The organism is Exiguobacterium sp. CH10 (assembly GCF_018617635.1).
In the GTDB taxonomy this organism is placed as follows: Bacteria; Bacillota; Bacilli; order Exiguobacteriales; family Exiguobacteriaceae; genus Exiguobacterium; species Exiguobacterium aestuarii_A.
Map to the genome: position 1 here is coordinate 494,219 of NZ_JACSKO010000002.1, position 25,370 is coordinate 519,588.

Annotated in this window: 31 protein-coding genes; all 31 read left to right on the plus strand. The window is 47.2% G+C overall.

Annotation, left to right across the window (positions count from 1 at the left end):
- Position 1 precedes the first annotated feature (1 nt).
- The 31 genes from KNP04_RS09325 (at position 2) to rseP (ending at position 25,369) form a co-directional block, all read left to right on the plus strand.
- Positions 2 to 571: a MotE family protein gene (locus KNP04_RS09325; RefSeq protein ID WP_214875469.1), complete on the plus strand. Its 570-nt coding sequence runs from the start codon at positions 2 to 4 to the stop codon at positions 569 to 571.
- Positions 572 to 593: 22 nt separating this feature from the next.
- Positions 594 to 1,658 (plus strand): flagellar hook-length control protein FliK, encoded by a 1,065-nt coding sequence (locus tag KNP04_RS09330; protein ID WP_214875471.1) that lies wholly within the window; start codon positions 594 to 596, stop codon positions 1,656 to 1,658.
- Positions 1,630 to 2,058: a flagellar hook capping FlgD N-terminal domain-containing protein gene (locus KNP04_RS09335; protein WP_214875473.1), complete on the plus strand. Its 429-nt coding sequence runs from the start codon at positions 1,630 to 1,632 to the stop codon at positions 2,056 to 2,058. The genes KNP04_RS09330 and KNP04_RS09335 overlap by 29 nt, the downstream gene beginning before the upstream one ends.
- Before the next feature lie 18 nt (positions 2,059 to 2,076).
- Complete coding sequence (flgG, locus tag KNP04_RS09340; protein WP_214760342.1) at positions 2,077 to 2,946, plus strand: flagellar basal body rod protein FlgG; 870 nt, start codon at positions 2,077 to 2,079, stop codon at positions 2,944 to 2,946.
- A complete protein-coding gene (locus tag KNP04_RS09345) occupies positions 2,946 to 3,164 on the plus strand; it encodes a flagellar FlbD family protein (RefSeq protein WP_031421671.1) in 219 nt (72 codons plus the stop codon). The genes flgG and KNP04_RS09345 overlap by 1 nt, the downstream gene beginning before the upstream one ends.
- Positions 3,157 to 3,609: a flagellar basal body-associated FliL family protein gene (locus tag KNP04_RS09350; RefSeq protein ID WP_214691824.1), complete on the plus strand. Its 453-nt coding sequence runs from the start codon at positions 3,157 to 3,159 to the stop codon at positions 3,607 to 3,609. Before KNP04_RS09345 ends, KNP04_RS09350 begins: the two co-directional genes overlap by 8 nt.
- A gap of 9 nt (positions 3,610 to 3,618) precedes the next feature.
- Complete coding sequence (fliM, locus tag KNP04_RS09355) at positions 3,619 to 4,608, plus strand: flagellar motor switch protein FliM (RefSeq protein ID WP_074034699.1); 990 nt, start codon at positions 3,619 to 3,621, stop codon at positions 4,606 to 4,608.
- The gene (fliY, locus tag KNP04_RS09360) at positions 4,605 to 5,726 is read left to right on the plus strand and encodes a flagellar motor switch phosphatase FliY (protein ID WP_214691825.1); all 1,122 of its coding nucleotides are present in this window, start codon (positions 4,605 to 4,607) and stop codon (positions 5,724 to 5,726) included. Before fliM ends, fliY begins: the two co-directional genes overlap by 4 nt.
- A 13-nt stretch (positions 5,727 to 5,739) precedes the next feature.
- Positions 5,740 to 6,105 carry a response regulator gene (locus KNP04_RS09365; RefSeq protein WP_074034690.1) on the plus strand — a complete coding sequence of 122 codons (366 nt, stop codon included), beginning with the start codon at positions 5,740 to 5,742 and terminating at the stop codon, positions 6,103 to 6,105.
- On the plus strand, positions 6,102 to 6,596 hold the full coding sequence (locus KNP04_RS09370) for a flagellar biosynthetic protein FliO (protein ID WP_074034689.1): 495 nt from the start codon (positions 6,102 to 6,104) through the stop codon (positions 6,594 to 6,596). The genes KNP04_RS09365 and KNP04_RS09370 overlap by 4 nt, the downstream gene beginning before the upstream one ends.
- Positions 6,593 to 7,258, plus strand: coding sequence for a flagellar type III secretion system pore protein FliP (gene fliP, locus KNP04_RS09375; protein ID WP_074034688.1), 666 nt, complete (start codon positions 6,593 to 6,595; stop codon positions 7,256 to 7,258). Before KNP04_RS09370 ends, fliP begins: the two co-directional genes overlap by 4 nt.
- 11 nt (positions 7,259 to 7,269) lie before the next feature.
- Complete coding sequence (fliQ, locus tag KNP04_RS09380; protein ID WP_015881403.1) at positions 7,270 to 7,542, plus strand: flagellar biosynthesis protein FliQ; 273 nt, start codon at positions 7,270 to 7,272, stop codon at positions 7,540 to 7,542.
- Positions 7,539 to 8,309: a flagellar biosynthetic protein FliR gene (gene fliR, locus KNP04_RS09385; protein WP_214691827.1), complete on the plus strand. Its 771-nt coding sequence runs from the start codon at positions 7,539 to 7,541 to the stop codon at positions 8,307 to 8,309. Before fliQ ends, fliR begins: the two co-directional genes overlap by 4 nt.
- Positions 8,306 to 9,400: a flagellar biosynthesis protein FlhB gene (gene flhB, locus KNP04_RS09390; protein ID WP_214760335.1), complete on the plus strand. Its 1,095-nt coding sequence runs from the start codon at positions 8,306 to 8,308 to the stop codon at positions 9,398 to 9,400. Before fliR ends, flhB begins: the two co-directional genes overlap by 4 nt.
- Before the next feature lie 13 nt (positions 9,401 to 9,413).
- Positions 9,414 to 11,435, plus strand: a complete 2,022-nt coding sequence (flhA, locus tag KNP04_RS09395) for a flagellar biosynthesis protein FlhA (RefSeq protein WP_263600777.1) — start codon at positions 9,414 to 9,416, stop codon at positions 11,433 to 11,435.
- On the plus strand, positions 11,436 to 12,515 hold the full coding sequence (locus KNP04_RS09400; protein ID WP_214875477.1) for a flagellar biosynthesis protein FlhF: 1,080 nt from the start codon (positions 11,436 to 11,438) through the stop codon (positions 12,513 to 12,515).
- Complete coding sequence (locus KNP04_RS09405; RefSeq protein ID WP_214875479.1) at positions 12,494 to 13,333, plus strand: MinD/ParA family protein; 840 nt, start codon at positions 12,494 to 12,496, stop codon at positions 13,331 to 13,333. Before KNP04_RS09400 ends, KNP04_RS09405 begins: the two co-directional genes overlap by 22 nt.
- A 19-nt stretch (positions 13,334 to 13,352) precedes the next feature.
- On the plus strand, positions 13,353 to 15,341 hold the full coding sequence (locus KNP04_RS09410; protein ID WP_214875481.1) for a chemotaxis protein CheA: 1,989 nt from the start codon (positions 13,353 to 13,355) through the stop codon (positions 15,339 to 15,341).
- A gap of 12 nt (positions 15,342 to 15,353) precedes the next feature.
- Positions 15,354 to 15,785: a chemotaxis protein CheW gene (locus KNP04_RS09415; RefSeq protein ID WP_074034681.1), complete on the plus strand. Its 432-nt coding sequence runs from the start codon at positions 15,354 to 15,356 to the stop codon at positions 15,783 to 15,785.
- Positions 15,775 to 16,374 (plus strand): chemotaxis protein CheC, encoded by a 600-nt coding sequence (locus tag KNP04_RS09420; protein WP_214875483.1) that lies wholly within the window; start codon positions 15,775 to 15,777, stop codon positions 16,372 to 16,374. The genes KNP04_RS09415 and KNP04_RS09420 overlap by 11 nt, the downstream gene beginning before the upstream one ends.
- Positions 16,367 to 16,852 carry a chemotaxis protein CheD gene (locus tag KNP04_RS09425; RefSeq protein ID WP_074034679.1) on the plus strand — a complete coding sequence of 162 codons (486 nt, stop codon included), beginning with the start codon at positions 16,367 to 16,369 and terminating at the stop codon, positions 16,850 to 16,852. Before KNP04_RS09420 ends, KNP04_RS09425 begins: the two co-directional genes overlap by 8 nt.
- A gap of 12 nt (positions 16,853 to 16,864) precedes the next feature.
- Entirely contained in the window at positions 16,865 to 17,635 is a 771-nt protein-coding gene (locus KNP04_RS09430; protein WP_074034678.1) for a FliA/WhiG family RNA polymerase sigma factor, read from the plus strand.
- A gap of 12 nt (positions 17,636 to 17,647) precedes the next feature.
- Complete coding sequence (locus KNP04_RS09435) at positions 17,648 to 18,037, plus strand: hypothetical protein (RefSeq protein ID WP_214875485.1); 390 nt, start codon at positions 17,648 to 17,650, stop codon at positions 18,035 to 18,037.
- 152 nt (positions 18,038 to 18,189) lie between these two features.
- Positions 18,190 to 18,930, plus strand: coding sequence for a 30S ribosomal protein S2 (gene rpsB / locus KNP04_RS09440; RefSeq protein ID WP_015881415.1), 741 nt, complete (start codon positions 18,190 to 18,192; stop codon positions 18,928 to 18,930).
- 117 nt (positions 18,931 to 19,047) lie between these two features.
- On the plus strand, positions 19,048 to 19,929 hold the full coding sequence (gene tsf / locus KNP04_RS09445; RefSeq protein WP_214875487.1) for a translation elongation factor Ts: 882 nt from the start codon (positions 19,048 to 19,050) through the stop codon (positions 19,927 to 19,929).
- Between the two features lie 110 nt (positions 19,930 to 20,039).
- Entirely contained in the window at positions 20,040 to 20,765 is a 726-nt protein-coding gene (gene pyrH / locus KNP04_RS09450) for a UMP kinase (RefSeq protein ID WP_074034675.1), read from the plus strand.
- Positions 20,762 to 21,322: a ribosome recycling factor gene (gene frr, locus KNP04_RS09455; RefSeq protein WP_074034674.1), complete on the plus strand. Its 561-nt coding sequence runs from the start codon at positions 20,762 to 20,764 to the stop codon at positions 21,320 to 21,322. Before pyrH ends, frr begins: the two co-directional genes overlap by 4 nt.
- Positions 21,323 to 21,406: 84 nt before the next feature.
- Complete coding sequence (locus KNP04_RS09460) at positions 21,407 to 22,144, plus strand: undecaprenyl pyrophosphate synthase (RefSeq protein ID WP_214875489.1); 738 nt, start codon at positions 21,407 to 21,409, stop codon at positions 22,142 to 22,144.
- Position 22,145: 1 nt separating this feature from the next.
- Complete coding sequence (locus KNP04_RS09465; protein ID WP_214783728.1) at positions 22,146 to 22,943, plus strand: phosphatidate cytidylyltransferase; 798 nt, start codon at positions 22,146 to 22,148, stop codon at positions 22,941 to 22,943.
- A 14-nt stretch (positions 22,944 to 22,957) separates the two neighbouring features.
- Positions 22,958 to 24,115, plus strand: a complete 1,158-nt coding sequence (gene dxr / locus KNP04_RS09470; RefSeq protein WP_214875491.1) for a 1-deoxy-D-xylulose-5-phosphate reductoisomerase — start codon at positions 22,958 to 22,960, stop codon at positions 24,113 to 24,115.
- A 3-nt stretch (positions 24,116 to 24,118) separates the two neighbouring features.
- Entirely contained in the window at positions 24,119 to 25,369 is a 1,251-nt protein-coding gene (gene rseP, locus KNP04_RS09475) for an RIP metalloprotease RseP (protein WP_214875493.1), read from the plus strand.
- The last annotated feature ends 1 nt before the right edge of the window (position 25,370 follow it).

A 25,370-nucleotide genomic window follows, 5' to 3' on the forward strand; every position in this document is an offset into this window, starting at 1 on the left:
CATGGCAAAAGAGAACAATAAACGAGGCAAACAAATGATTGTGGCGTTGGTCCTCATCCCGGCAATCTTCATTTTAGTCGGCGGAATGGTCGTCATGAACTATGCGATGGATCGTCCACTTTTATCTGTACCATTCCTACCAGTTAGCGAGGAAGAAAAGTCATCAGAAACGCCTGAGACGTCTGAAGCGAAAGTGAACGTGACGGGCATCGACAGTGACGCCACGAACCGGTTGAAAGCAGCAAACAGTGAGATTGAAAAACTTCGAAATGAAAATGTGGAACTGACGAATGAAGTGAAAGCGAGACAAGAAGAGATCACCGATTTAATACGAGAACGTGACCGACTTGTCTCCGAACTTGCAGCGGCCACAACGGAAGAGGAAAATTCATCTGACATTTCCAGTGTGTATGAAGAGATGTCTGCCAAACAAGCTGCGGCCATTATGGGGGAACTAGAGAGTCCCCAAGTGGCTGAACTGTTAAAAGAATTATCACCGAAGCAACAGGCTGATATTTTAGGGAGGATGAATGCGCAACAAGCTGCAGTTGTGACACAGCTTCTCCAATGAATATGGGAAGGGAGGACCTACATTGAATATTGCTTTACTATCACAAGCCATTCAAGGTTCGACGACTCGTACCGGAGTGGCAGAAGGCGAATCGCAGGGAACAGGCGGTTTCTTAAGCCTTTTATCTGCCATGCTTGCGCCAATGCAAGCCTCTGGCGAGCAGGGGGAAATTCCTAAACTTGAAGAGGGCGTGTTATCTGAAGAACTCGTCGACCTCGAAAAAATGGCTCAGGAACTTGAAACATGGTTTCAAAAACCTGAAACACTGAAATGGCTCAAATCACTTCCTCAAGATGCATATCGAACGTTTATGGATGCATATGTAGGCGTACTCGGGCACCTGTCCATGCCGTCTAGCAATGTTGAGGAGGGGCCCCTCATCCTTGCTCAAACAATCGGTTCAATTAGTGGCATCATTCAACAAGCAGATCCGTCTGCGAAAACACTTGTGACACATCCTGTTCCGAATCAAGAACTTGGAAAGCATGTTCAAACGATTCAGCGGGTGATCGCACAATTTAATGGACCAACTGGCAATACGAAAGAAATTCCCGTCATGCCTCAAGTTGAAACCATGAAATCGACGAAAGCACTTCCTCAATCAAGTAGCGTGGATTGGTTACCGAAAGGCTTGAACTGGTCGCGACCACAGATTGATGTAGAGACTGTCATGTATGCCTCGAAAGGCTCCTTACCTGAAAACTTACAGGCAAGAATTGAGGCAGCACTTCAAAAAGCACCATTTCAAAGTGGAGCGGATGGCTCGAAAGTGTTTACGGTACGACTTTATCCAGAGCAGCTAGGAGAACTCGTCGTCAAGCTAGAGCGGCAGAATGGGGAACTTGTCGTGAAGTTGTTTGCAAGCAATCAAGAAGCGAAGCAACTGATTCAGTCACAAGTTCAGCAGTTGCAACAAACGCTGACACCTCATTCCCAAAACGTTCGTGTCGAGGTCAACTTGACACAACAAGCACTAGATGCGAAGTCGACGATGCCAGATGGTTCCGATCAACCGGAACAAGAGCAACCGCAGGAACAGCCTAAAGGAGGGTCTGAAGATGACGAGCATCCAATCGAAGACGAATGACTATACATTGCCAGACCAGTCACTTCCGAAAGTGACGAATCAATATGACAAAGACATGTTTATGAAGTTGCTGCTCGCTCAAATCGCGAACCAGGACCCGATGTCACCGATGGAAGACCGTGAGTTCATCGCTCAGATGGCGCAATTTTCTTCACTAGAACAAATGCAAACGATTTCGAAGCAACTTGATTCTGTTTTGGTTGACCGTCATATGGCCTCGATTTCTGAATTCAGTAGCATGATCGGTAAAACGATTGACTATAGTTCGGAATCGAGTGAAGAAACGACAAAAGACTCAGGTCGTGTCGTCTCGATTTCACGATCTGATTTAACTGGATACATGGCCGACCTTGAAGACGGCACATCGGTCAGCGTGTACGATATCACGTCCATCAAATAAGCATAGGGGGAAATTATTATGTTAAGAGCAATGTACTCAGGAATCAGTGGACTGAAGAACTTTCAATCTAAGCTAGACGTCGTCGGGAACAACATTGCGAACGTCAACACGTTCGGTTACAAAAAGGGACGTGTCACGTTCAAAGACTTGGTTAGTCAACAAGTCGGTAGTGCGTCAGGCGGGAACGGGACAACGGCAGGAGGGATTAACCCGAAAGAGGTCGGTCTTGGGGGCACGATGGCTACTGTCGATAACGTCTACAACCAAGGGGCGATGCAAAATACGGGACGTGCATTAGACGTCGGTATCTCGGGTGAAGGCTTCTTCGTCACAATCGTCAACGGACAAGCGCAGTACACGCGTGCCGGTAACTTTTACACGGACAATAACGGTGACTTGGTGACTGGTGAAGGAACATACTTATTAGGAACGGGTGCAAAACCTGCGGCTAACCTTCCAGCTCCAAACTTGACTGGGAATATTCCTGACACCGTGGCAGGATCGACAGCTTACGGTAAAATCTCGATTCCGACAGATGCACGTTCATTGTCGATTGGAAAAGATGGTCAAGTCAGTTATGTCGATGCAGCCGGTGCACTTCAGACAGCAGGCTATATTGTGACGGCAAACTTTAGCAACAACGCTGGTCTATCAAAAGTCGGTGCCAACAACTTCTTACAATCTCAAAACTCAGGCGACCCACTCATCGGGGCAGCTGGTGATTTAGGACGAGGTAACCTCGTTTCAGGTGCTCTTGAGATGTCGAACGTCGACCTTTCTGAAGAGTTTACGGAAATGATTGTGGCACAACGTGGTTTCCAGGCGAACACACGAATCATTACAACGTCAGACGAGATTCTTCAAGAACTCGTCAACTTGAAACGCTGATGATTCGCGTCACAGCATTTCGGGGTGAGGAATTCGTGCTCAACGCTTTGCTCATCGAAACGGTGAAAGCAGAGCCCGACACGATTATCCAATTATTTAATGGCAAAACGTATCTCGTGAAAGAAACGAAAGATCAAATCATTGAACGAACTGAAGCCTTTTACCGCTCAATCGGTTTAGTCGGAACGATGTTCACAAGAGGTGAAGAAGATGAGTGAAGAAGAAAAGAAAAAAGGTGGCGGCCTGAAGGTTGTCATCATCTTACTAGTCGTCCTACTTGTCATGGGCGGAGCCGGCTTCATGACATATAAATACGTGTTCGGGGATAACGTCACCGCTAAAACGAAACCGGTTACTGCCGAAGAATTGGCGGAACGAAGCTTCACGACCGATGACATGACGACAAACATTCAAGATGAGCGTTTCATCAACGTTCAATTCACGATTGTCACAGATTCTTTGGAAACAAGAGAGAATCTAGAGTTACGCAAATTTCAAGTACACAACGTCATTCTCGGGGATTTGGCTGGAATGACAAAAACACAGTTGGCAACAAAAGAAGATATGCAAAAGTTTGAACAGACACTACGAGAACAACTTAATGGACTGCTTGAAGAAGGTGAAGTCCAACGCGTCTATATGACGAAGAAAATTATTCAGTGAGGTGGCATCATGGGAGAAGTACTGTCTCAACAAGAAATTGATGCCTTACTATCTGCACTAAGCAGTGGGGATGTCGAAGCGGATTCCTTTCTTGCACAAGAGGAAGAAAAGAAAGTTCGGCAATACGACTTCAAGCGAGCCGTCCGATTTTCAAAAGATCAGATTCGCAGTTTGACTCGAATTCACGAGCATTTCACTCGCATGTTAACGACGTTCTTCTCGGCCCAACTTCGCACATATGTTCAGTTTTCCGTCAATTCGGTCGAACAATTACCGTACGATGAATTCATTCATTCTATCCCGAGTATGACGATGATTAACTTGATTGAAGCGCCACCGTTAAACGGACGCTTCATCATCGAGGTCAATCCGAACATTTCTTATGCGATGCTCGATCGTCTACTCGGCGGTCCGGGTGTCGAGATGGACAAAATTGAATCGTTCACAGAAATCGAGATGCGCATTTTGACGCAATTGTATAAGCGTGCCTTTTCAACGTATGGGGACGCATGGGAATCGATTGCGGAAATCAAGGCGGAAATGTCTGCAGTGGAAGTGAATCCGCAGTTTCTCCAACTCGTTTCACCAAACGAGACGGTCGTCCTCATTTCGATTGGGGTGACAATCGGTGAAGTGAGCGGAACAATCAACGTTTGTCTTCCGTTCGTGACAATCGAACCGGTCTTGTCGAAGTTGTCGAGTCATTACTGGATGCAGGAAGCGAATCGTCGCAATGCGAGTGAGTCGAGCAAAGAACCACTCAAAGCACAGTTGATGAATTCGACTGTCGAGGTTGTCTCATTACTTGGCGAGACGACAATCACGTTTGGTGATCTGTTGCACCTTGAAGTTGGGGACTGCTTGGCACTCGATCAAGTGGCAAAAGAACCTCTATCCATCATGGTAGGGGAGAATAAAGTATTTAAAGGGCAAGTCGGTGTGAGCGGGAAGCGGATGGCGGTTCAGGTGCTTCACCGTGTGAAGGAGGAAGAGCAATGAGTGAAATGCTGTCACAAGATGAAATTGACGCGTTACTACGTGGGACAAGCGACAGTACGCCGACGCCAAAGGCGGAAAAAGAAGAGCACCTAGATTCGATGGAAAGCGATGCTCTTGGGGAAATCGGAAACATTTCGTTTGGGAATTCTGCAACGGCATTGTCGACGTTGCTACAACAAAAAGTAGAAATTACGACACCGGTTGTCAGTGAAGTGAGAATCGAAGAGTTGCGTGAACGTTATCCGACGCCTCATGTGGCGTTACGTGTCGGTTATACGGAAGGGATAAAGGGTGAAAACGTCCTCGTCTTGACTCGCGAAGATGCGGCCATCATCTCTGATCTCATGTTAGGTGGAACGGGAGAGAACGTCGATCCTGAAAGCCTTGATGAGATTCGCTTATCGGCTGTTCAAGAAGCGATGAACCAGATGATGGGTGCAGCCGCGACATCTTTATCGACGGTGTTCTCGAAGAAGATTGACATCTCTCCACCACTTGTCGAGGTGTTTGATGCGACGAAAAATCAAACCATTATCGACCGCCTCGAACTTTGGGAGACGATGGTGCTGATTGAGTTCAATCTCAAAGTCGGTACATTGATTGACTCGACAATTGTTCAAATTGCACCAATTCAATTCGGAAAACAGTTGGTAGACGAATTGATGAAAGCAACCGGGGAGGCACAAGCTGCAGAGCCTGTAAAAGAGCAGCCGAAAGCCGAGGCGCCTAAACCTCAGCCCCAAGCGCAACCACAGGCGCAACCACAAGCACAACCGGAAAAACAAAAATCGATGCCAGAGGTCGCGGTAAGCCAAGCCGAATTCATGCCGCTCCAATCACCGGCTCCGCAAGAGTCCGTGCCGGCAAACTTAGGATTACTGTATGACGTTCCATTGAACGTGACCGTCGAATTAGGCAGAACGAAAAAGTCTGTCCGGGAAGTACTCGAGCTATCACAAGGTTCGATCATCGAACTCGACAAGCTAGCAGGCGAACCGGTTGATATTTACGTTAACCAACAACGGATTGCTAGAGGAGAAGTAGTCGTCATTGAAGAAAACTTTGGGGTACGTGTAACAGAAATTATTCAACCGCATGAGCGGATCGGAATCGTTTAAGGAGGAAATTAGAATGAGTGCAAAAGTATTAGTAGTAGACGACGCAGCGTTCATGCGTATGATGATCAAGGATATTTTGACTAAGAATGGATATGACGTAGTAGGTGAGGCAGAAAACGGAGCTGACGCGGTCGTGAAATATCGTGAACTCACACCGGATCTCGTCACACTTGATATCACGATGCCAGAGATGGATGGACTCGCAGCATTGAAAGAGATCCGTAGTTTTGACTCGAACGCAAAAGTCATCATGTGTTCAGCGATGGGACAACAAGCGATGGTCATCGATGCGATTCAAGCAGGTGCGAAAGACTTCATCGTCAAGCCGTTCAACGCAGAGCGCGTCATCGAAGCGGTTTCTAAAACGGTCGCACAATGAAGAAATGGTGGTTGATTATTCTTCTCGTGGTCGGGCTTTATATTCCGACCACGGTTGAGGCCGCCACCGTAGACCAACAATTCGAGCAAAAACAGACAGAAGAATTGGAAAGTAACGTTCCAACGACAGCGTCAACGATTGGGAATGGCGTGAAAGTCGTGTTGAGTCTCGTAGTCGTGGTCGGCGGTTTCATCGTTTTGATGCGTTGGCTCGGTTCCAAAACACAAGGTGTGAAAGCGACTCAGCATATGAAACATCTAGGAGGCGTCCCACTCGGAAAAGACCGTTCCGTCCAACTCGTGAAACTCGGGGATCAGGTCTATGTCCTCGGTGTCGGGGAATCGATTCAACTGATTGATCGTCTCGATGCGGAAACGATGGATGAAGAACAGTCAGAGCCTTTATCACTCCGAACGGCGAATTCGAATGCATTTTTGGATACATTTAAGAAACAACTTGCTCAATTAGAAGAAGTGAGGAAGAAGTCATGACAACGTTTGAGCAATTAATTAATTTAGAAACACCAGACAGTACTTCCACATCCATCAAACTCTTAATTTTATTGACGTTATTGACACTTGCACCTTCTTTTTTAATTTTGATGACGTGCTTCACACGTGTCGTCGTCGTACTATCTTTCATTCGGCCAGCGCTCGGTACACAGCAGACACCGCCAAACCAGTTGATTGTCGGATTGGCCTTGTTCATTACATTGTTTGTCATGTCCCCCGTTCTCTCTGATTTGAATGAGAACGCGTTAAAACCTTATCTCGATGACAAAATCTCACAAGATGAGGCGTTTGATGAAGCGAGTGGGACGATGAAGGAATTTATGTCGAAGTATACGAGACAAGAAGATTTACAACTCTTTTTGAAGTATGGGAACTACGAGCAACCTGAATCACTTGATGATGTACCGCTTCTCGCTCTCGTTCCGGCGTATGCGATCAGTGAATTGAAGACAGCCTTCCAAATCGGTTTCATGATTTTCTTGCCATTTTTAATTATCGATATGGTCGTCGCGAGTGTCCTCATGTCGATGGGGATGATGATGTTACCACCGGTCATGATCGCATTGCCGTTTAAATTATTGTTATTTGTATTGGTCGATGGCTGGCACTTGATTGTGGAATCATTGCTTAGAAGTATGTAGGGGGAACGGACATGACACAAGAAATGGTCATTTACTTGGCAACAGAGAGTGTGTGGACATTATTAAAAATTTCAATGCCATTGCTACTCATTTCACTGATTGTCGGTCTCGTGATCTCGATTTTACAGGCCACGACTCAAATTCAAGAACAAACGCTTTCGTTCGTTCCAAAAATTATCTCGGTCTTCATCGGTCTTGTCATCTTCGGACCGTGGATGCTTCAACAAATTGAAGGGTTCACTCGATTGATTTTTGAGCTGATGGTCGAGGTCGCTTCGAAATGAATGTGGTCGACTTCATCAGTATGTACGGTCTGACGTTTGCGCGACTTTCTGGCTTTTTTGTCAGTGTCCCTCTGTTCTCGACGAGGCAGTTGCCGGTCATGCATCGCGTCGGGTTCAGTGCATTCTTAGCGTATTACGCGATGTTCACATTGACTGAGCCAATCGTGATGACGAATGCTTTCGTCCTTCAAGTAGTCTATGAAGTCATGATTGGACTGTTACTCGGTCTATTGATTAACATCCTCTTTTTCGCTCCACAAATTGCCGGAGGGGTCATCGATCTTCAACTCGGATTAGCGATGGCTTCCGCATATGATCCTATGTTTGGCGGACAGTCTCCACTCATTGGACGATTTTATTATATATTTACCTTGTTTATTTTATTGACGAGTAATTTACATTTACTCCTGATTGACGGCATTTATTACAGTTTTCAAATCTATCCACCCGGTCAACCGATGATTAATTTCACGGAAGCCTCACTCATGATGGCGGTGAAAGTCGTCACGATGACGATGATGGTGGCCTTGCAGCTGGCCTTACCGATGATGGCATCATTACTGCTTGTTGATTTGGCACTTGGATTTTTAGCAAAATCAGCACCACAGTTCAATATCTTTGCAATCGGCTTTTCCTTCAAACTTATTGCTGGATTTGCCGTCATGGTGTTGTTAATGGGATTGACATTGACAGGAATTAGTCAGTTCATTCCATTGTTACAAGAAGTGATGCGCGACTTTATGCTCATGCTAGGAGATGCCTCATGAAGAAGCCTCTATATCCTTTATCGGTCAATCTGCAGTTTTTTGCAGGTGAAAAAACAGAAAAAGCGACACCACGTAAACGAGAAGACTCACGAAAGAAAGGGCAAGTCGCCAAATCTGCTGATTTGACGGGGGCATTCGCACTCTTTGCCATGTTTCTCATGCTGTCATTCTTCGGACCATTCATCGGGCAACAGCTACTTTCACTAATCGGGGATTTACTTAGCCCGCAATATTTACTATTCAATGTATCTGAGGGCATGTCGGGGATGGTCATCGACTTAATGCTTCGAGTCGGACTGATTTTGGCACCGTTCTTTATCGTTGCTGTCGTCTTTGGGATTCTCATCAATTATCTACAAGTTGGAACGCTATTTTCGTTAGAAGCGATTCAGCCAAAGCTCGAACGAATCGACCCGATTAAAGGGGTGAAACGGATCGTCAGCATGAAAGCGGTCGTCGAATTTTTAAAGTCCTTATTCAAATTTTTAATCATCCTGACAACCGCTGTCGCTGTCCTTTGGCAAAACCAAAAAGAATTGTCCCGTATGGCCGTCGAGCAGATTCGAGAATCCATCGTCGCGCTCGCGGGTATCACGATTGAGCTTGGGCTCTGGGTGAGTGTCGCCTTGCTCGCACTCGCATTACTCGACTTTTTTTACCAACGATTTGATTTCGAAAAATCGATTCGAATGTCAAAGCAAGACATTAAAGACGAGTATAAAAACTCAGAAGGTGACCCGCTCATCAAATCCAAGATTAAGCAACAACAACGGGAAATGGCGATGCGACGGATGATGCAAGAAATCCCGAATGCCGATGTCGTCATCACGAACCCGACCCATTACGCGGTCGTCATCCGCTACGATGACACGAAAGATTTTGCGCCGCTCGTTGTCGCAAAAGGGGTCGACCGAGTCGCCTTTCATATTCGAGATGTCGCAAAAGAGCACGATGTGGCGATTGTCGAGAACAAACCGCTCGCACGGGCGCTTTACGCCCAAATCGATATTGGAGAAGTGGTAGACGAATCATTCTATCAAGCAATCGCGGAAGTGCTCGCGTTCGTCTATCAAATGAAGCAACCGTCTTGAGGAGGAGTATGTGTTGGCAGTAAAAGCGAAAGACTTTGCAGTTTTGATTGGTGTCTTGATGATTGTCATCATGCTGATCATCCCGTTACCGGGCTTTTTATTAGACTTTTTAATCATCGTAAATATTTTAATCGCCCTCATGATCTTACTTGTGGCGATGAATGCCAGAGAAGCGCTCGACTTCTCCGTATTCCCTTCTCTCTTATTGATTGTGACGTTGTTTCGTCTCGGATTGAACGTATCGACGACCCGCTCGATCCTCTCAAACGGGTATGGAGGGGAAGTCATTGCGACGTTTGGTGACTTCGTCATCGGAGGAAATGTCCTTGTCGGATTCGTCGTCTTCCTGATCCTCGTCATCATTCAGTTCGTTGTCATCACGAAAGGTGCCGAGCGTGTATCTGAGGTATCTGCCCGCTTCACGCTCGATGCGATGCCAGGGAAACAGATGGCCATCGATGCTGACTTGAACTCCGGATTGATTGATGACAAGGAAGCGCAGATGCGTCGCCGTAAAATTCAAAGTGAGGCGGACTTCTACGGTTCGATGGATGGGGCATCCAAGTTCGTCAAAGGGGATGCTATCGCCGGGATCATCATCGTGACGATTAACTTGATCTTCGGGATCATTATCGGCGTCGTTCAAATGGGACTACCGGTCGGGGAGGCATTCCAAACGTTCTCGCTCATGACGATCGGGGACGGACTCGTCAGTCAAATCCCGGCACTCTTGATTTCTACGGCGACCGGGATCATCGTGACCCGTGCCGTCTCAGACGGCAATTTAGGGGAGGATGTCATCGACCAGCTCGGTCAAAACCCATCGCTTCTCTATATCGCAGGCGGCATCGTCTTCTTGCTCGGATTCGTGTCACCTCCACTTATTCCAGTGACGATGATCATCGCAGGTACGGCGTTCTTCGGAGCTTATACGATGCGACGAAACATCCGGCAGGCGACGGAGGAACCGATCATGGAAGAAGAACCTTCGATGGCTCCGACAGAATCTGTTGTCTCGCTCTTACAAATCGATTCGATTGAATTCGAGTTCGGATACGGCTTGATTCCTCTTGCGGATGAGTCACAAGGCGGTGACTTGTTAGATCGTGTCGTCATGATTCGTCGTCAGCTTGCACTCGAACTCGGCTTCATCTTGCCGACAGTTCGTATTCGCGACCATTTACAACTCTCACCGAACGCGTATCGCATCAAGGTGAAAGGAAACGTCGTTGCAGAAGGGGAGTTGTTACTCGACCACTACTTGGCGATGAGCCCAGGGATTGAAGACCCAGAAGTATATGGAATTGAAACGACGGAACCGGCATTCGGACTTCCTGCCCTTTGGATTGATGAGGAGACACGGACGCGAGCTGAAATGAGTGGGTATACGGTCGTAGACCCACCATCCGTTGTCGCGACACATTTGACCGAAACGCTGAAAAAACATGCCGCCGATTTACTCGGTCGTGAAGAAACGAAACAACTCGTCGAGCACTTGAAGGAAACCCATCCGGTTCTTGTAGAAGATGTAACGCCTTCAGTCCTCTCGATTGGTGAAATTCAAAAAGTGCTACGTCACTTATTACAAGAGAACGTATCGATTCGAAACTTGCCTCTCTTGTTCGAGACGATGGCAGACTACGGAAAGGTGACGAAAGATGCAGAAATCCTCGGGGAATATTGTCGCCAAGGATTGTCACGTCAGCTGACCGACCAAGTCAAGCCACCAGAAGGTCCATTGTATGTGGTTACGTTAGGTGGCCAGACGGAACAGACCGTCCAAGATGCCGTACAGAAGACCGAGTTTGGGAACTATTTGGCGCTCGACCCAGAGCAGGCGCGCGAGATCATCGAGCGTACGGGAGAACAATTGTCGATGTTCGAACGCTACGGTGCGTCAGCGGTGATTTTATGCTCACCAACGATTCGATTGTTCGTCCGACAGTTGCTCGAACGATACTATCCAGATGTGCCTGTTTTGGCCTATAACGAGTTACTCAGTTCCGTCGAAGTGAAAAGTATTGGGGTGATTTAAATGCAAATTAAAAAATTTACAGCGAAAACGATGGCTGAGGCGATGACGAAAGTGAAGCAAGAGCTAGGTGATGAAGCGGTCATCCTCAATTCGCGGCAAGTGAAGACCGGATGGTTTGGTTTATTCGCTTCGAAACAAGTGGAAGTCATCGCCGCACTCGAAAAAGAGAAGGCGGTCACGAAGCCAAGGCGACCCGACTCGGTTCAACCAGATCCGACGTCATCGCCTGCACCTGCACCAACGCCATCACCTCAAGTACCGTCAACACCTCGTATGGTAGGAGGGACAGCACCAAGGCTCCACTCGTCACTGCAACACATTGACGCGTTACTTTCGACGGAGTCGTTCGCAGAAGAGTCATGGGAAGAGACGTTAAACGAGCTTTACTATACGACGAAATCTGTGGAAGTAGCCGAACGATTCGTGTATGAGCAAGTCAAGTCATCCTTTATCGACCCGCCTGAAGCGAAACGTTATGTCATGCTCGTTGGACCGACGGGTGTCGGGAAGACGACTACCCTTGCCAAACTAGCTGCGCATTTCAAATTAACAGAAGGCAAAACGGTTGGGCTGATTACGACAGATACATATCGAATCGCGGCCATCGAACAGTTGAAGACGTATGCAGAAATCATGAGCATCCCCGTTGAAGTAGCGTATGACTTTCATGACTTTAAGCGAGCGAAGCAATTATTTGCCCGAAAAGATATTGTATTGATCGATACGGCAGGTCGAAACTTCCGAGACCCAGCATACGTGGAACAGTTTCACGAGCATCATGACTTCACGGAAACGAGTCTATCGCTTGTATTGAGTTTGACATCCAAAATGAAAGATATGGACATGATCTATTCCCAATTCGAATCTCTCCCCCTCAGTTCGCTCATCTTCACAAAAGCGGATGAGACGAGTGACATCCACGCGATGTATCGAATGGTGAAAAAGAGTGGACTGCCTGTCGCATGGATGACAGACGGTCAAGAAGTGCCAGATGATTTGATTCGAGGAGATGCGGAGGCGTTGACGAAACGGCTGTTTGAGAAAGAAGGGTGGGCCAGATGGACCAAGCAAGGCGTTTAAGAGCAATCAATGATGTCCATCCGACGACCATCGCTTTTGCGAGCGGGAAAGGCGGCGTTGGAAAGACGAACGTTTGCGTCAATACGGCAATCGCCCTTTCGGAGCTCGGAAAACGGGTGTTGATCGTTGACTTTGATATTGGCATGGCCAACGTTCACATCTTGATGAACGCAATGAAGTCGAGAACGATGATCGAGTCCGTAAAAGCTCGTATTCCATTGGCTGCAGCTGTTCAGAAAAATGTGCATGGTGTCGATATATTACATGGAGGGAGTGGACAAGACCAACTCGTCCATCTCTCAGATGATGACATGCAATTTCTCATGCGAGAACTCGAAGTACTGACCGCATATGATTACGTCCTCTTCGATATGGGCGCCGGGGCGACGGACACCTCCCTGCAATTTATTGCGGGGTGTGACGAAATGTTTTTAATTTTAACACCGGAACCGACTTCGCTCATGGACGGGTACGCATATACAAAACTAGTGCATCATCAATATCCCGACTTACCACTCGGCGTCATCGTAAACCGAGCTCAGTCTGGAGAGGAAGCACTGCAATGTTTCGAACGGATGGAAGTCGCATGCAAGCAGTTCTTAAATAAGACGATTCGATTCCTCGGATTTTTACCGGATGACCCTTCAGTCAGAAAGGCAGTCATCGCACAAGTCCCGTTTTATCAATACAATCGAAAAAGTGATATTAGCTGGCGGCTCGAACGAATTTTGACAACGCTTACGGGAACGCCTCCAAAACCACGTCACTTGATGGACCGTTTGATGGGGAACTTACGGAAACAATGGAACCGAGTATAACGACAGGGAGGCAATAAAGATGGACGTGAACGAATACTTAGGGTTGTTTTTAGATGAATCCCAAGAACATATCCAATCGATCAACACACAGTTACTTAAGTTAGAGCAGTCGGGTGGGGCGGATGTCGTTCAAGAGATTTTCCGGTCTGCACATACGTTAAAAGGGATGTCTTCGACGATGGGGTACGAACGCGTCGCCAATTTAACGCATGAGATGGAAAGTGCACTCGACCTCGTTCGTGGTGGTAAAAAAGAAAGCAACCAACTCTTGTTGGACACGATGTTCATCGCTATGGAACAAATGGAAGACATGATCGCCGACATCGAGAACGGGGGACAAGGAGCAAACGTGGATGTTTCTGAAACGGTTGCCGCCTTCCAATCATTCATCGGTGGAAAAGAGGTCGTGGTCACCGAAGCGAAAGAGTCGAGTACATTCGACGTTGACCTTTACACAAACTCGGTCATTGACCAGGCGAAACAAACTGGGTTTGAGGCGTATCAGATTACTGTGAAACTATCAGACGCTGTCGTCTTGAAAGCGGCTCGGGCATACATGGTGTTTGATCGCCTTCAAGAACTAGGCGAAGTGGTACGAACGCATCCGGAGACAGAAGAAATTGAACAAGAACAATTCGACTTGTCGTTTGACGTCTTGTTCCTCTCACAAGAGACTGCGGAAGTCATCGAACACGCCATCGCCCAAGTATCGGAAGTGGAACGTGTCGAAGTCAATGTGTTCACAGGAGCGCCAGAAAGCGAACCAGAAGTCGCAGTGACAGCTGAAGCGGTAGTTCCGGAACCAGTAGTGCAGACAGCTTCAGACCAAGAAGAAAAAGATACGAAAGAACAAGTTGCGGCCCAGGCTCAAGCGAAGACGATTCGCGTCAACTTGGAACGAATTGATCGTCTCATGAACTTGTTTGAAGAATTTATCATCGATCGTGGACGTTTGGAACGACTTGCTGAAGAGGTAGGGCAACCAGAATTGAATGAAACGGTTGAAAAAATCAAGCGAGGTACAAATGAACTACAATCTCTTGTTTTGACACTTCGCATGATGCCAATCGAGCAAGTGTTCAATCGTTTCCCACGTATGGTGCGTTCAGTCGCAAAAGATATTCATAAGAAAGTTCAATTGAATATTTCAGGTGCCGAGACAGAACTTGATCGGACAGTCATCGATGAGATTGGCGACCCACTTGTTCACTTGATTCGGAATGCAATCGACCATGGAATCGAACGTCCAGAAGTTCGCGTACAAGCTGGAAAGCCGGAACAAGGCATGCTCGCCCTTCGTGCTTATCACGGCGGGAACCGTGTCTTTATCGAAATTGAAGATGATGGCGCAGGGATCAATGTCGACAAAGTTCGTGCTAAAGCGTTGGAGCGTGGTGTCATTTCAGATGAAGAGGCGACCATGATGACTGAGAATGAGTTGGCGATGTTGATCTTCGCCCCAGGGTTCTCGACAGCAGATGTGGTGACGGACCTTTCAGGTCGTGGTGTCGGCCTCGATGTCGTCAAAAATAAAATTGAGTCGCTCGGTGGTGTCGTTTCGTTAGAGACGGTAGCGGGACAAGGGACGAAATTCCAAGTCAGCTTGCCACTCACCCTCTCCATCATCTCGGCCATGCTCGTACAAGTCGGCGAGGAATCGTATGCGATTCCGTTGTCATCGATTCTTGAGACGACCTTACTTGATGAGGCGGACATCTTGACGGCGCATCGTGAGCGTGTGTTTGATTTCCGTGGTCAATTGGTTCCACTCGTCTACTTAAAAGAAATGTTCGGAATCGAATCGGAAACGAAGTCCCAATTCCCGGTCGTCGTCGTTCGAAAAGGTAACAAACTCGTTGGTGTCGTCGTCAACGATTTGATTGGCCAACAAGAAATTGTCATGAAACCGCTCGGTACGTATCTTGAAGGGATTCCTGCTATCTCAGGTGCGACCATTCTCGGTGACGGTCGCGTCGCCCTTATCGTAGATAGTAACGATCTCTTTTAAGGAGGAATATAGATGGAACAGAAATGGGTAGTCTTTTCACTTGAAGAAAATACGTACGGAATCGATGTGCAGTCGGTCCGCTCAATCGAGCGACTTCAGCCAATCACACGCGTCCCGAACGCCCCGTCACACGTGAAAGGGGTCATTAATCTTCGAGGTGTCGTCACACCGGTCATCGATCTTCGTTTACGCCTCGGTTATGAAGAAATCGAACCGACGGATGAGACACGTATTTTAATCGCATCATTGAATCAAGGGGACGCGGGCTTTATCGTTGACCGGGCAAATGAAGTTGTCGAGAGTGATGAAGTGCGGATTGAACCGATTCCGGAGTCGAGTCGCGACATGATTTCAGCACACTTGACAGCAATCGCTAAAGGGGAAGACAAACTCTTCTCGCTTCTCGATGCGAATGCGTTGTTTGAGGAACAATATGCTGAGTGAGTTTGAGCAAGATCTGTTAAAGGAACTGGGAAATATAGGGTCTGGACATGCGGCAACCGCTTTATCCGCCATGTTAGCCAAACCGGTGAACATCACGGTCTCTTCGGCCGAGATGGAGCCAATCTCCTATTTACCAGATCGGGTTGGTGGTCCGGAGCGACATGTCGCTTCGGTGCTACTCGAGTTAGACGGTGAGATTCGTGGTATGATACTTATTTTATTTGCCGTTGAGGACGCCGAACAGATGGTCTCGACACTGATCGGCATGCCGTTTTCATTCCAATCTGGTGATGAACTCGGACAATCGGCCTGGGAAGAAATCGGGAATATTATGAGCGGTGCGTATGCACGGGCACTTGGTGATTGGTTGCAGACTCCAATCATGATCCAAGTACCGGCAACCGCAATCGATATGGCGGGATCGATCGTCGAGTTTGTCGTCACATCGGTTCAACCTGAGGAAGACGCCGCACTGTATATCGATACGACCTTTATGATTGATCAAAAAGTAAGTGCAGGACATGTGTTGTTCCTACCAACACATGGTTCGCTCAAACGCATTCAAGAACGGTTGCTTGGCAATGGCTGACGTATTAAAAATCGGCATCGCCGAATGGAAACAAACGACGGCACCGAATCGGTTACGGACAGCCGGACTTGGTTCGTGCGTAGGTGTCATCTTATATGACACTCGTCTCCAATTGGCAGCGATGGCGCATGTCATGTTACCCGACTCGACCATTGCGCGGAAGAATCAAGCGATTGAAGTAGGAAAATATGCGGACACAGCCATCGATACGCTCGTCCGTTCTCTCAAACGAGAGGGAGCGACGCGGTTACAAGCAAAAATGGCTGGTGGGGCACAAATGTTTCAATTCAAATATGAGAATGAAGCGATGCGAATCGGCGAACGGAACGCCGAGGCGATTCGTCAAGCATTAAAGGTTCATCGGATTCCGCTCGTGGCCGAAGATTGTGGCGGTCATAACGGACGGACGATTGAGTTCGATGTTGCGACATCGGTCTTATCGATTCGGACGGTGAGCGTAGGTACGAAAGAACTATAAGGGGGGATCGACATGACGACTCATCTTACACAGTTGTGGGATCGCTGGAATACGGACCGTGATATGGATACAGCAAACGAATTACTAGCACATTACGAGTTTCTCATCCACTACCACGTACAACGGATGATCGTGACGCTTCCAAAGAGCGTCGAACGCGACGAATTGAAAAGTTTGGGTTACATGGGATTGTACGATGCCCTTATGAAATATGATCCAGAGCATAATAATAAATTTGATACGTACGCTGCATTTCGAATTCGAGGAGCCATCATCGATGGGTTGCGAAAAGTAGACTGGTTGCCTCGATCGGTTCGTGAGAAAGTGAAAAAAATCGATCAGGCGGCAGAACAACTTGAACAATCACTTCATCGCGCTCCGACGAAGAATGAGTTGGCGCTTGCTTGTGATCTTCCTGTTTCAGAAATCGAACGAACGATGGCAGAAGGGTATTTTGCTAATATGTTATCGATCGACGAGGCAGTGACGTTACAAGAGGAAGGCAAAGTCATGTCAGTCACGTACTTCGACCCGGACTCCGAAAAACCGGAAGACACACTCCTTCAACGAGAGTTGATTGATGTGCTCGCGACAGAAGTAGACCATCTATCGGAAAAAGAACGGCTCGTCGTATCGTTATTTTATTTTGATGAATTGACATTGACTGAGATTGGGGAAGTGCTCGAATTATCGACTTCCCGCATTTCTCAAATCCATTCAAAAGCGTTGAAGACGTTAAAGCAGGCACTCGGACGGTCGTATTTAGAAGAAAAGACATCGTAAGGAGATGAACAAGTGTATATTGTATATGTGATCACGGCTTGTTTGGTTGCTTACGGTTTTTTATTCGGGTACCGTCAAGTCCAGGCGTTACAAGAACGGGTTGAGCGGCTCGAACGAGAGAAACAGGAGACGGAGACGTTGCTTCTCTCGTTTATGGAGTCGATGAATGATCTTGTCACGAAAGAACCGGTAGAGCGTAAAGTGGACGTTCATCAGGAGGATGTGTCCGTGCCTGTTGAAACAAAAACGGATGTCGTGTCAAATGACTTAGATGAAGACAAGTCAAAACCGTCAATTGACGTAGATGATGTGTTATTGCGGCACTCGGTCCGAGATGCTGCACGCATTCTTGGAAAAGGGGAAGGTGAACTCGCGCTATATGCGAAACTTCGCAAAAAGTGAGAGTTGCCGGATTTCGTGACATATGCTATAGTAGTTCTCGGTGTTAAACACATCACACACGTCTCGGGATGATATTCCTCGGTGCCGAAAGGTCGGAATACAACAATGAACGAGGCGGAGGACTTTTTTAAACCACAAGGAGGAAATTTATCATGGCAGTAATTTCAATGAAGCAATTGCTTGAAGCTGGTGTACACTTCGGTCACCAAACACGCCGTTGGAACCCAAAAATGGCGAAATACATCTTCACAGAGCGTAACGGGATCTACATCATCGACCTTCAAAAAACGGTCAAAAAAGTAGACGAAGCTTACAACTTTGTTCGTGAACTCGCGGCAGAAGGCGGAAACGTCCTCTTCGTAGGTACGAAAAAACAAGCTCAAGATACAATCAAAGAAGAAGCAATCCGTTCTGGTATGTTCTTCATTAACGAGCGTTGGTTGGGTGGAACACTCACTAACTTCTCAACAATCAAAAAGCGTATTAACCGCTTGAAGCAACTCGAAAAAATGGAAGAAGACGGCACGTTCGAAGTACTTCCTAAGAAAGAAGTCATCATCTTGAAAAAAGAAATGACTCGTCTTGAGAAGTTCCTCGGCGGAATCAAGGATATGCCTGGTGTGCCTGACGCCCTCTTCATCGTTGACCCACGTAAAGAGCGTATCGCAATCGCGGAAGCTCACAAATTGAACATCCCAATCGTTGCGATTGTCGACACAAACTGTGACCCAGATGAAATCGACTACGTAATCCCAGCGAACGACGATGCAATTCGTGCAGTTAAATTGCTCACTTCGAAAATGGCAGACGCAATTATCGAAGCGAAGCAAGGTGAAGAAGAAGTTGCTGAAGAAGCTGTAGCGACAGAAGCTGAAGCTACAGAAGCTGAGTAATCAGTGAGACAATAGGTGATAAAGGGAAAGCCTTTTATCACCTTTTTTTAGGACAAGTATTCAAAAAGCCACGTGCTTTTTCTTAAAATTCGTAAGTTTTACAAGGAGGAATTTCCGATGGCAGTTACAGCAGCAATGGTAAAAGAACTTCGTGAAAAAACAGGAGCAGGAATGCTCGATTGCAAAAAAGCACTCGTTGAAACAGACGGTGACATGCAAGCAGCAATCGACTTCCTTCGCGAAAAAGGAATCGCTAAAGCAGCATCAAAAGGTGATCGTATCGCCGCTGAAGGTTTGACAGCAGTAGCAGTTGAAGGCAACAAAGCTGTGCTCGTCGAAATCAACTCAGAAACAGACTTCGTTGCGAAGAACGAGAAGTTCCAAACACTCGTGAACAACGTAGCAAAAGCAGTACTCGCTTCAGGCGCAACAACTGCAGAAGCAGCACTCGCAGCTGATTACGAAGCAGGCAAAACGCTTGAAACGTACATCCAAGAAGAAGCTTCTACAATCGGAGAGAAAATCTCACTCCGCCGTGTAGCTGTTCTTGAAAAAGCTGACGACGCTGTATTCGGTACGTACCTCCACATGGGTGGTCGCATCGGTTCTGTAGTCGTAATCGACGGCACGTCTGACGAAACAGTTGCAAAAGACGTAGCAATGCACGTTGCAGCAGCACGTCCACTTTACGCGACACGCGATGAAGTATCAGCTGAAGAAATCGACCGTGAGAAGAAAGTCTTGACTGAGCAAGCTCTTAACGAAGGTAAGCCTGCTAACATCGTTGAGAAGATGATTGCTGGTCGCATGAACAAGTACTTCGAGGAAATCTGCCTCGTAGACCAAACGTTCGTAAAAGACGGCGACTTCAAAGTTGGTAAGTATGTAGAATCTAAAGGCGGGAAAGTAAACTCATTCGTACGCTTCGAAGTAGGAGAAGGTATGGAGAAACGTGAAGAGAACTTTGCTGAAGAAGTTATGAACCAACTTAAAAAATAATCTGCGTCATCGTATATGATGCAATCAAAATTGGGAACACGTCTTTATAACCTTGAGTTAGTTCGTTAAGGGAGCGTGTTCCCTTTTTTCAAGCAAGAGGAGGCAAAGTTATGGAACCGAAATATAAACGAATTGTGTTAAAATTGAGTGGAGAAGCGCTCGCTGGAGATCAAGGTTATGGGATTGACCCTAACATTGTAAACTCAATCTCAAATCAAATTAAAGAATTGATCGAGATGGGTGTAGAAGTGGCCGTGGTTGTTGGTGCCGGAAACATTTGGCGTGGAAAGACGGGTAGTGAACTTGGAATGGACCGGGCAAACGCAGATTACATGGGAATGCTCGCCACTGTCTTAAACTCACTTGCCCTTCAAGACAGCCTTGAAACGTACGGTGTTCAAACGCGCGTCCAAACATCAATTGAAATGCGACAAGTTGCTGAACCATACATTCGTCGCCGGGCAATGCGTCACCTTGAAAAAGGTCGCGTCGTCATCTTTGCAGCGGGTACAGGAAACCCATATTTCTCAACGGATACGACAGCTGCACTTCGCGCTGCTGAAATCGAAGCCGATGTCATTTTAATGGGTAAAAACAATGTGGACGGCGTCTACTCTGCCGATCCGAAATTGGATGCCACTGCAGTGAAATATGAGTCGTTGTCATACCTTGATGTCTTAAAAGACGGGCTTCAAGTCATGGACTCAACGGCAACATCACTCTGTATGGACAATCACATTCCATTGATTGTATTCTCATTGCTTGAAGAAGGTAACATTAAACGTGTCGTACTCGGGGAACATATCGGGACGGTAGTAGGAGGAGTCAATTCATGAGTGTCAAAGAAGTATTGCAAACAGCTGAAGAAAAAATGGAAAAAGCGCACACGTCACTGAAACGTGATTTTGGTACGCTTCGCACTGGCCGTGCCAGCGCATCGATTTTGGATCCTGTTCAAGTTGATTACTATGGTGTTCCAACACCACTCAATCAAGTAGCAAACATCAATACACCAGAAGCGCGCTTGCTCTTGATTCAACCATGGGATAAATCAATGGTTTCAGAAGTAGAAAAAGCGATTCAAAAGGCAGACCTCGGCTTGTCTCCATCTTCTGACGGAACAGTCATCCGTTTGGCGATTCCTGCCTTGACGGAAGAACGTCGTAAAGAATTGGTTAAAATCACGAAGAAATATGCGGAAGAGGCGAAAGTCGCTGTCCGTAACGTTCGCCGTGATGCCAACGAAAACTTGAAAAAACTCGAAAAAGATGGCGAGTTAACAGAAGACGATCTCCGCGGATATGCAGATGACGTTCAAACGTTGACGGATTCGTATATCAAGAAGATTGATGAATCTGCAGCAACGAAAGAAAAAGAAATCATGGAAGTGTAATCACGGAAGTGGTATACCAAAAAGCTGTGTGGGGACCCTTTTTCTGAGAGGGTCCTTCTTTCATACAATCAGGAGGATAACAGAATGTTTAAATGGGTGAATCCTAAAACAAAAATCGAGGCAGAATTAAGTGTTCCTGAGCACGTAGCCATCATCATGGATGGAAATGGACGTTGGGCCAAAAAACGTGGTCTCCCTCGCATCATGGGTCACCGAGAAGGGATGAAGTCAATCCGTGAAGCGGTTCGGACAGCGCAAGAACTCGGGATTCAATCACTGACGCTTTACGCATTCTCTACGGAAAACTGGACTCGCCCGGAAGAGGAAGTCTCGTTCTTGATGAAGTTGCCGAAACAATTTTTAGAGACCGATTTGAAAGAACTTCATGAACAAAACGTTCAGGTGCTCGTCGCTGGGGACACGACGAAGCTTCCATTCGAGACGCGGGAGGCTGTCGATCAGGCGAGAGAACGGACCGCTACAAATACAGGTTTGAAACTCGTCTTTGCACTCAACTACGGTGGTCGGGACGAACTCGTCCAAGCGATGCGTAGCATTGCCGAGGATGTACAGTCTGGTATGCTAGTACCAGATGCCGTGGATGATCAGTTGATTGGTGAACGACTCATGACTCACGTTCAAGATGTGGATCTCATCATTCGCACAAGCGGTGAACAACGACTGTCAAACTTTTTACTATGGCAAAGCGCATATGCTGAACTCCACTTCACAGAAGTATTGTGGCCGGAATTTAAGCGTGAGCATTTTGTAGAAGCGATTGAATCTTACAACGCGCGCACGCGACGTTTTGGTGGGGTGTAACATGAAGACACGAATTATTACAGGCCTATGGGCGGGCGCAATCTTTATTACCGTCATCGCACTCGGTGGTAACGCCTTTGTTTCTTTGATGGGTATTCTCGCCCTTATTGGATTGAGCGAGTTCACGTTGATGCGAAAACATAAGCTGTTGGCGTTCCCATTTTTAGTGACATCGCTCCTCGTTGCTTTCCCGTTCGTCTTGTTGTTACTGGAAACGCGAATCGTCACGGGCGAGATGCCGTTCACGATTGAACAGTGGCTCGTGTTAGGGCTTGTGTTATTACTGTTTTGGACAGTCGTCACAAAAAATCGATTCACGTATGAAGATGCAGGATTCTATTTCGTATCCGCTGTCTATTTGGTCGTCGGTTTCTCAAGTTTCGCGCTCGTACGCCTTTCTGACGACGGGTTGTCGAAAGTATTGCTCATCTTGTTCATGATTTGGGCGACGGATTCTGGAGCCTATTTCACTGGAAAGGCGTTCGGGAAAGCAAAATTATGGCCATCGATCAGCCCGAATAAGACGATTGAAGGGGCAATCGGCGGAATTGTATCGGCCATTGTACTCGGCATCATCTTCGTCTGGATCGATCCGATTTTACCAGTATTAGAAGTGATTATTTTAGCCATTGTCGTTGCCGTCGTCGGACAGCTCGGTGATTTGGTACAATCCGCTTATAAACGTCAGTTCGGAGTAAAAGATTCGGGTCATCTCTTACCTGGCCACGGAGGAATCCTTGACCGGTTCGACAGTATGATTGCGGTTTTTACCGTCATTTGGGTGTTTAATCTGCTATAAGAAGGAGTGTCGAGATGAAGCGAATTAGCTTAATTGGGGCGACAGGTTCGATTGGCGTGCAGACATGTGACGTCATCGAACAGCACCCCGACCTGTTTGAATTAGAGGCGTATGCGTTCGGCACGAACGTCGATGTTGCCACGGAATGGATCAATCGACTTAGACCAAAATATGTGTCGGCGACAAGTATCGAGGTACTCGAACAATTGAAGCCGCACCTTACATATGAACCTCTATATTTCATCGGTCCTGAAGGTCTAAAAGAGTGTGCGACGGCAGAGCGTGCGGATATCGTCGTGACAGCAGTCGTGGGAGCGGTCGGTCTCGAGCCGACGCTTGCTGCGATTCAAGCAGGAAAAGATATTGCACTCGCCAACAAAGAAACACTCGTTACGGCAGGGCATCTCGTCAAGGCGGCCGTGAAAGAACATGGGGTTAAACTTTTACCGGTCGATAGCGAGCATTCTGCCATCTACCAATGTTTGAACGGTGAACGAAGAGAAGATGTTTCAAAAATTATTTTAACAGCGTCTGGCGGAAGTTTCCGTGACCGCTCGCGGGAAGAACTAGCCGACGTGACGGTTGAAGATGCATTGAATCATCCGAACTGGTCGATGGGGGCGAAAATCACAATCGACTCTGCGACGATGTTTAATAAAGGGCTCGAGGTGATCGAGGCACACTGGCTGTTCGATATCGATTATAATGATATTGAAGTCATCTTGCATCGTGAATCAATTATTCACTCGATGGTCGAATTTAAAGATGCAGCCGTGATGGCACAGCTCGGAAACCCGGATATGCGGGGACCGATTCTCTATGCGCTTTCGGAACCGAAGCGGCTTGAAATTGAGGGGAATAAGCGGTTAAACTTGAAAGAAATCGGTAAGCTACATTTTCAAGAGGCTGATTTCAACCGTTATCCGGCACTTCGGTTAGCGTTTGAAGCAGGAAGAATCGGCGGCTCCATGCCGACAGTCCTGAATGCGGCCAATGAGATGGCAGTGGACCTGTTCTTAAACGGTCAGATTACGTTCTTAGAAATTGAACGACTCGTGGAAGAGGCGATGGCTCAACACGAAGTGATTGCCGAACCGACGCTCGCGCAAATTCTAGAAGTAGACCAAGCAGTACGTCAACAGATTCAGCAAGGAATTGAAGGTGGGGAATAAATCATGACGACTTTTATCGCCATCGTTCTGATGTTTGGGGTTCTCATTTCGGTACACGAATGGGGACACCTCGTCATGGCGAAACGGGCAGGCATTCTCTGTCACGAGTTTGCAATCGGATTCGGTCCAAAAATTGTTTCATTCCGTAAAAATGAAACGCTCTATACCATCCGTCTCTTACCAATCGGTGGCTATGTCAAAATGGCTGGGGAAGATTTCGAACCGATTGAAGTACGTGCAGGTCAACACGTCGGACTTCGTTTAACCGAACAAGGTAAAGTAGACCGAGTCTACTTTCAGCCGGACACCGCTACAGATGTTCAAGTCGTCGGGACCGTTGATAAATTTGACGCGACGCATGAATTAAAAGTGCAACTCCTCATCGATGAGGAAGTACGTGTCTATTCATTAGAACGGGATACTCTTCTTGTCGACCAAGGGATGGAAATTCAAATCGCACCGTATGATCGCACGTTCGGTGCCCAATCGGTATGGAAGCGGGTCTTGGCGATTGCAGCCGGTCCAGCGATGAATTTCGTATTAGCGTTCATCTTGCTCATTATCGTTGGTCTCGTTCAAGGAACGCCGACGAACGATGGTCAAATCGGTACCGTTCAACCTGATTCAGCCGCCGATGAGGCAGGGTTGATGAGTGGAGATGAAATCGTTTCGATTGAAGGCGAACCAGTCACGGATTGGCTCGACTTGCGCACTGCTCTAGCTGACCGCGCCGATACGCCAACAGATGTCACGTACGTCCGTGATGGCGAGGAGGCGACCGTCACCGTCACACCACAAGCGGTTGAACAAAATGGTGAAACGGTCGGGATTCTAGGTGTCACGAACGCATTAGAGCGTTCACCGGTCAAAGCCGTGACGACAGGTGCTGAGACGACGTGGACGATGTCCACCCTCATCTTCTCAGCCGTCGGTGATTTGGTGACGGGACAAGTTGGTGTCGATCAATTGGCAGGACCTGTCGGAATCGTACGGATGACTGACGAAGTGGCAGCGAGCGGTTTGATTATGCTGTTGAACTGGACAGCGCTCCTTTCCGTCAACCTCGCTATCTTCAACTTGCTCCCACTTCCGGCTTTGGATGGAGGACGATTGATCTTCCTCTTATTCGAAGCGGTGCGAGGGCGTCCGATTGATCCGAAAAAGGAAGGATTCGTCCACTTTATCGGGTTTGCCTTATTGATGATCTTAATGTTGATTGTCACTTGGAACGACATTCAATCATTCTTTAAATAAG

Bases quoted from the DNA above. Each gene is read 5' to 3' on its own strand.
- flhB (WP_214760335.1), top strand. From the start codon at position 8,306: ATGAAGAAGCCTCTATATCCTTTATCGGTCAATCTGCAGTTTTTTGCA.
- KNP04_RS09410 (WP_214875481.1), top strand. From the start codon at position 13,353: ATGGACGTGAACGAATACTTAGGGTTGTTTTTAGATGAATCCCAAGAA.
- KNP04_RS09400 (WP_214875477.1), top strand. From the start codon at position 11,436: ATGCAAATTAAAAAATTTACAGCGAAAACGATGGCTGAGGCGATGACG.
- fliP (WP_074034688.1), top strand. From the start codon at position 6,593: ATGACAACGTTTGAGCAATTAATTAATTTAGAAACACCAGACAGTACT.
- rpsB (WP_015881415.1), top strand. From the start codon at position 18,190: ATGGCAGTAATTTCAATGAAGCAATTGCTTGAAGCTGGTGTACACTTC.
- KNP04_RS09335 (WP_214875473.1), top strand. From the start codon at position 1,630: ATGACGAGCATCCAATCGAAGACGAATGACTATACATTGCCAGACCAG.
- KNP04_RS09405 (WP_214875479.1), top strand. From the start codon at position 12,494: ATGGACCAAGCAAGGCGTTTAAGAGCAATCAATGATGTCCATCCGACG.
- fliR (WP_214691827.1), top strand. From the start codon at position 7,539: ATGAATGTGGTCGACTTCATCAGTATGTACGGTCTGACGTTTGCGCGA.
- fliY (WP_214691825.1), top strand. From the start codon at position 4,605: ATGAGTGAAATGCTGTCACAAGATGAAATTGACGCGTTACTACGTGGG.
- KNP04_RS09365 (WP_074034690.1), top strand. From the start codon at position 5,740: ATGAGTGCAAAAGTATTAGTAGTAGACGACGCAGCGTTCATGCGTATG.
- frr (WP_074034674.1), top strand. From the start codon at position 20,762: ATGAGTGTCAAAGAAGTATTGCAAACAGCTGAAGAAAAAATGGAAAAA.
- tsf (WP_214875487.1), top strand. From the start codon at position 19,048: ATGGCAGTTACAGCAGCAATGGTAAAAGAACTTCGTGAAAAAACAGGA.
- KNP04_RS09430 (WP_074034678.1), top strand. From the start codon at position 16,865: ATGACGACTCATCTTACACAGTTGTGGGATCGCTGGAATACGGACCGT.
- KNP04_RS09370 (WP_074034689.1), top strand. From the start codon at position 6,102: ATGAAGAAATGGTGGTTGATTATTCTTCTCGTGGTCGGGCTTTATATT.
- KNP04_RS09465 (WP_214783728.1), top strand. From the start codon at position 22,146: ATGAAGACACGAATTATTACAGGCCTATGGGCGGGCGCAATCTTTATT.
- fliQ (WP_015881403.1), top strand. From the start codon at position 7,270: ATGACACAAGAAATGGTCATTTACTTGGCAACAGAGAGTGTGTGGACA.
- flgG (WP_214760342.1), top strand. From the start codon at position 2,077: ATGTTAAGAGCAATGTACTCAGGAATCAGTGGACTGAAGAACTTTCAA.
- KNP04_RS09350 (WP_214691824.1), top strand. From the start codon at position 3,157: ATGAGTGAAGAAGAAAAGAAAAAAGGTGGCGGCCTGAAGGTTGTCATC.
- KNP04_RS09425 (WP_074034679.1), top strand. From the start codon at position 16,367: ATGGCTGACGTATTAAAAATCGGCATCGCCGAATGGAAACAAACGACG.
- dxr (WP_214875491.1), top strand. From the start codon at position 22,958: ATGAAGCGAATTAGCTTAATTGGGGCGACAGGTTCGATTGGCGTGCAG.
- KNP04_RS09345 (WP_031421671.1), top strand. From the start codon at position 2,946: ATGATTCGCGTCACAGCATTTCGGGGTGAGGAATTCGTGCTCAACGCT.
- KNP04_RS09460 (WP_214875489.1), top strand. From the start codon at position 21,407: ATGTTTAAATGGGTGAATCCTAAAACAAAAATCGAGGCAGAATTAAGT.
- rseP (WP_214875493.1), top strand. From the start codon at position 24,119: ATGACGACTTTTATCGCCATCGTTCTGATGTTTGGGGTTCTCATTTCG.
- KNP04_RS09420 (WP_214875483.1), top strand. From the start codon at position 15,775: ATGCTGAGTGAGTTTGAGCAAGATCTGTTAAAGGAACTGGGAAATATA.
- KNP04_RS09415 (WP_074034681.1), top strand. From the start codon at position 15,354: ATGGAACAGAAATGGGTAGTCTTTTCACTTGAAGAAAATACGTACGGA.
- fliM (WP_074034699.1), top strand. From the start codon at position 3,619: ATGGGAGAAGTACTGTCTCAACAAGAAATTGATGCCTTACTATCTGCA.
- pyrH (WP_074034675.1), top strand. From the start codon at position 20,040: ATGGAACCGAAATATAAACGAATTGTGTTAAAATTGAGTGGAGAAGCG.
- KNP04_RS09325 (WP_214875469.1), top strand. From the start codon at position 2: ATGGCAAAAGAGAACAATAAACGAGGCAAACAAATGATTGTGGCGTTG.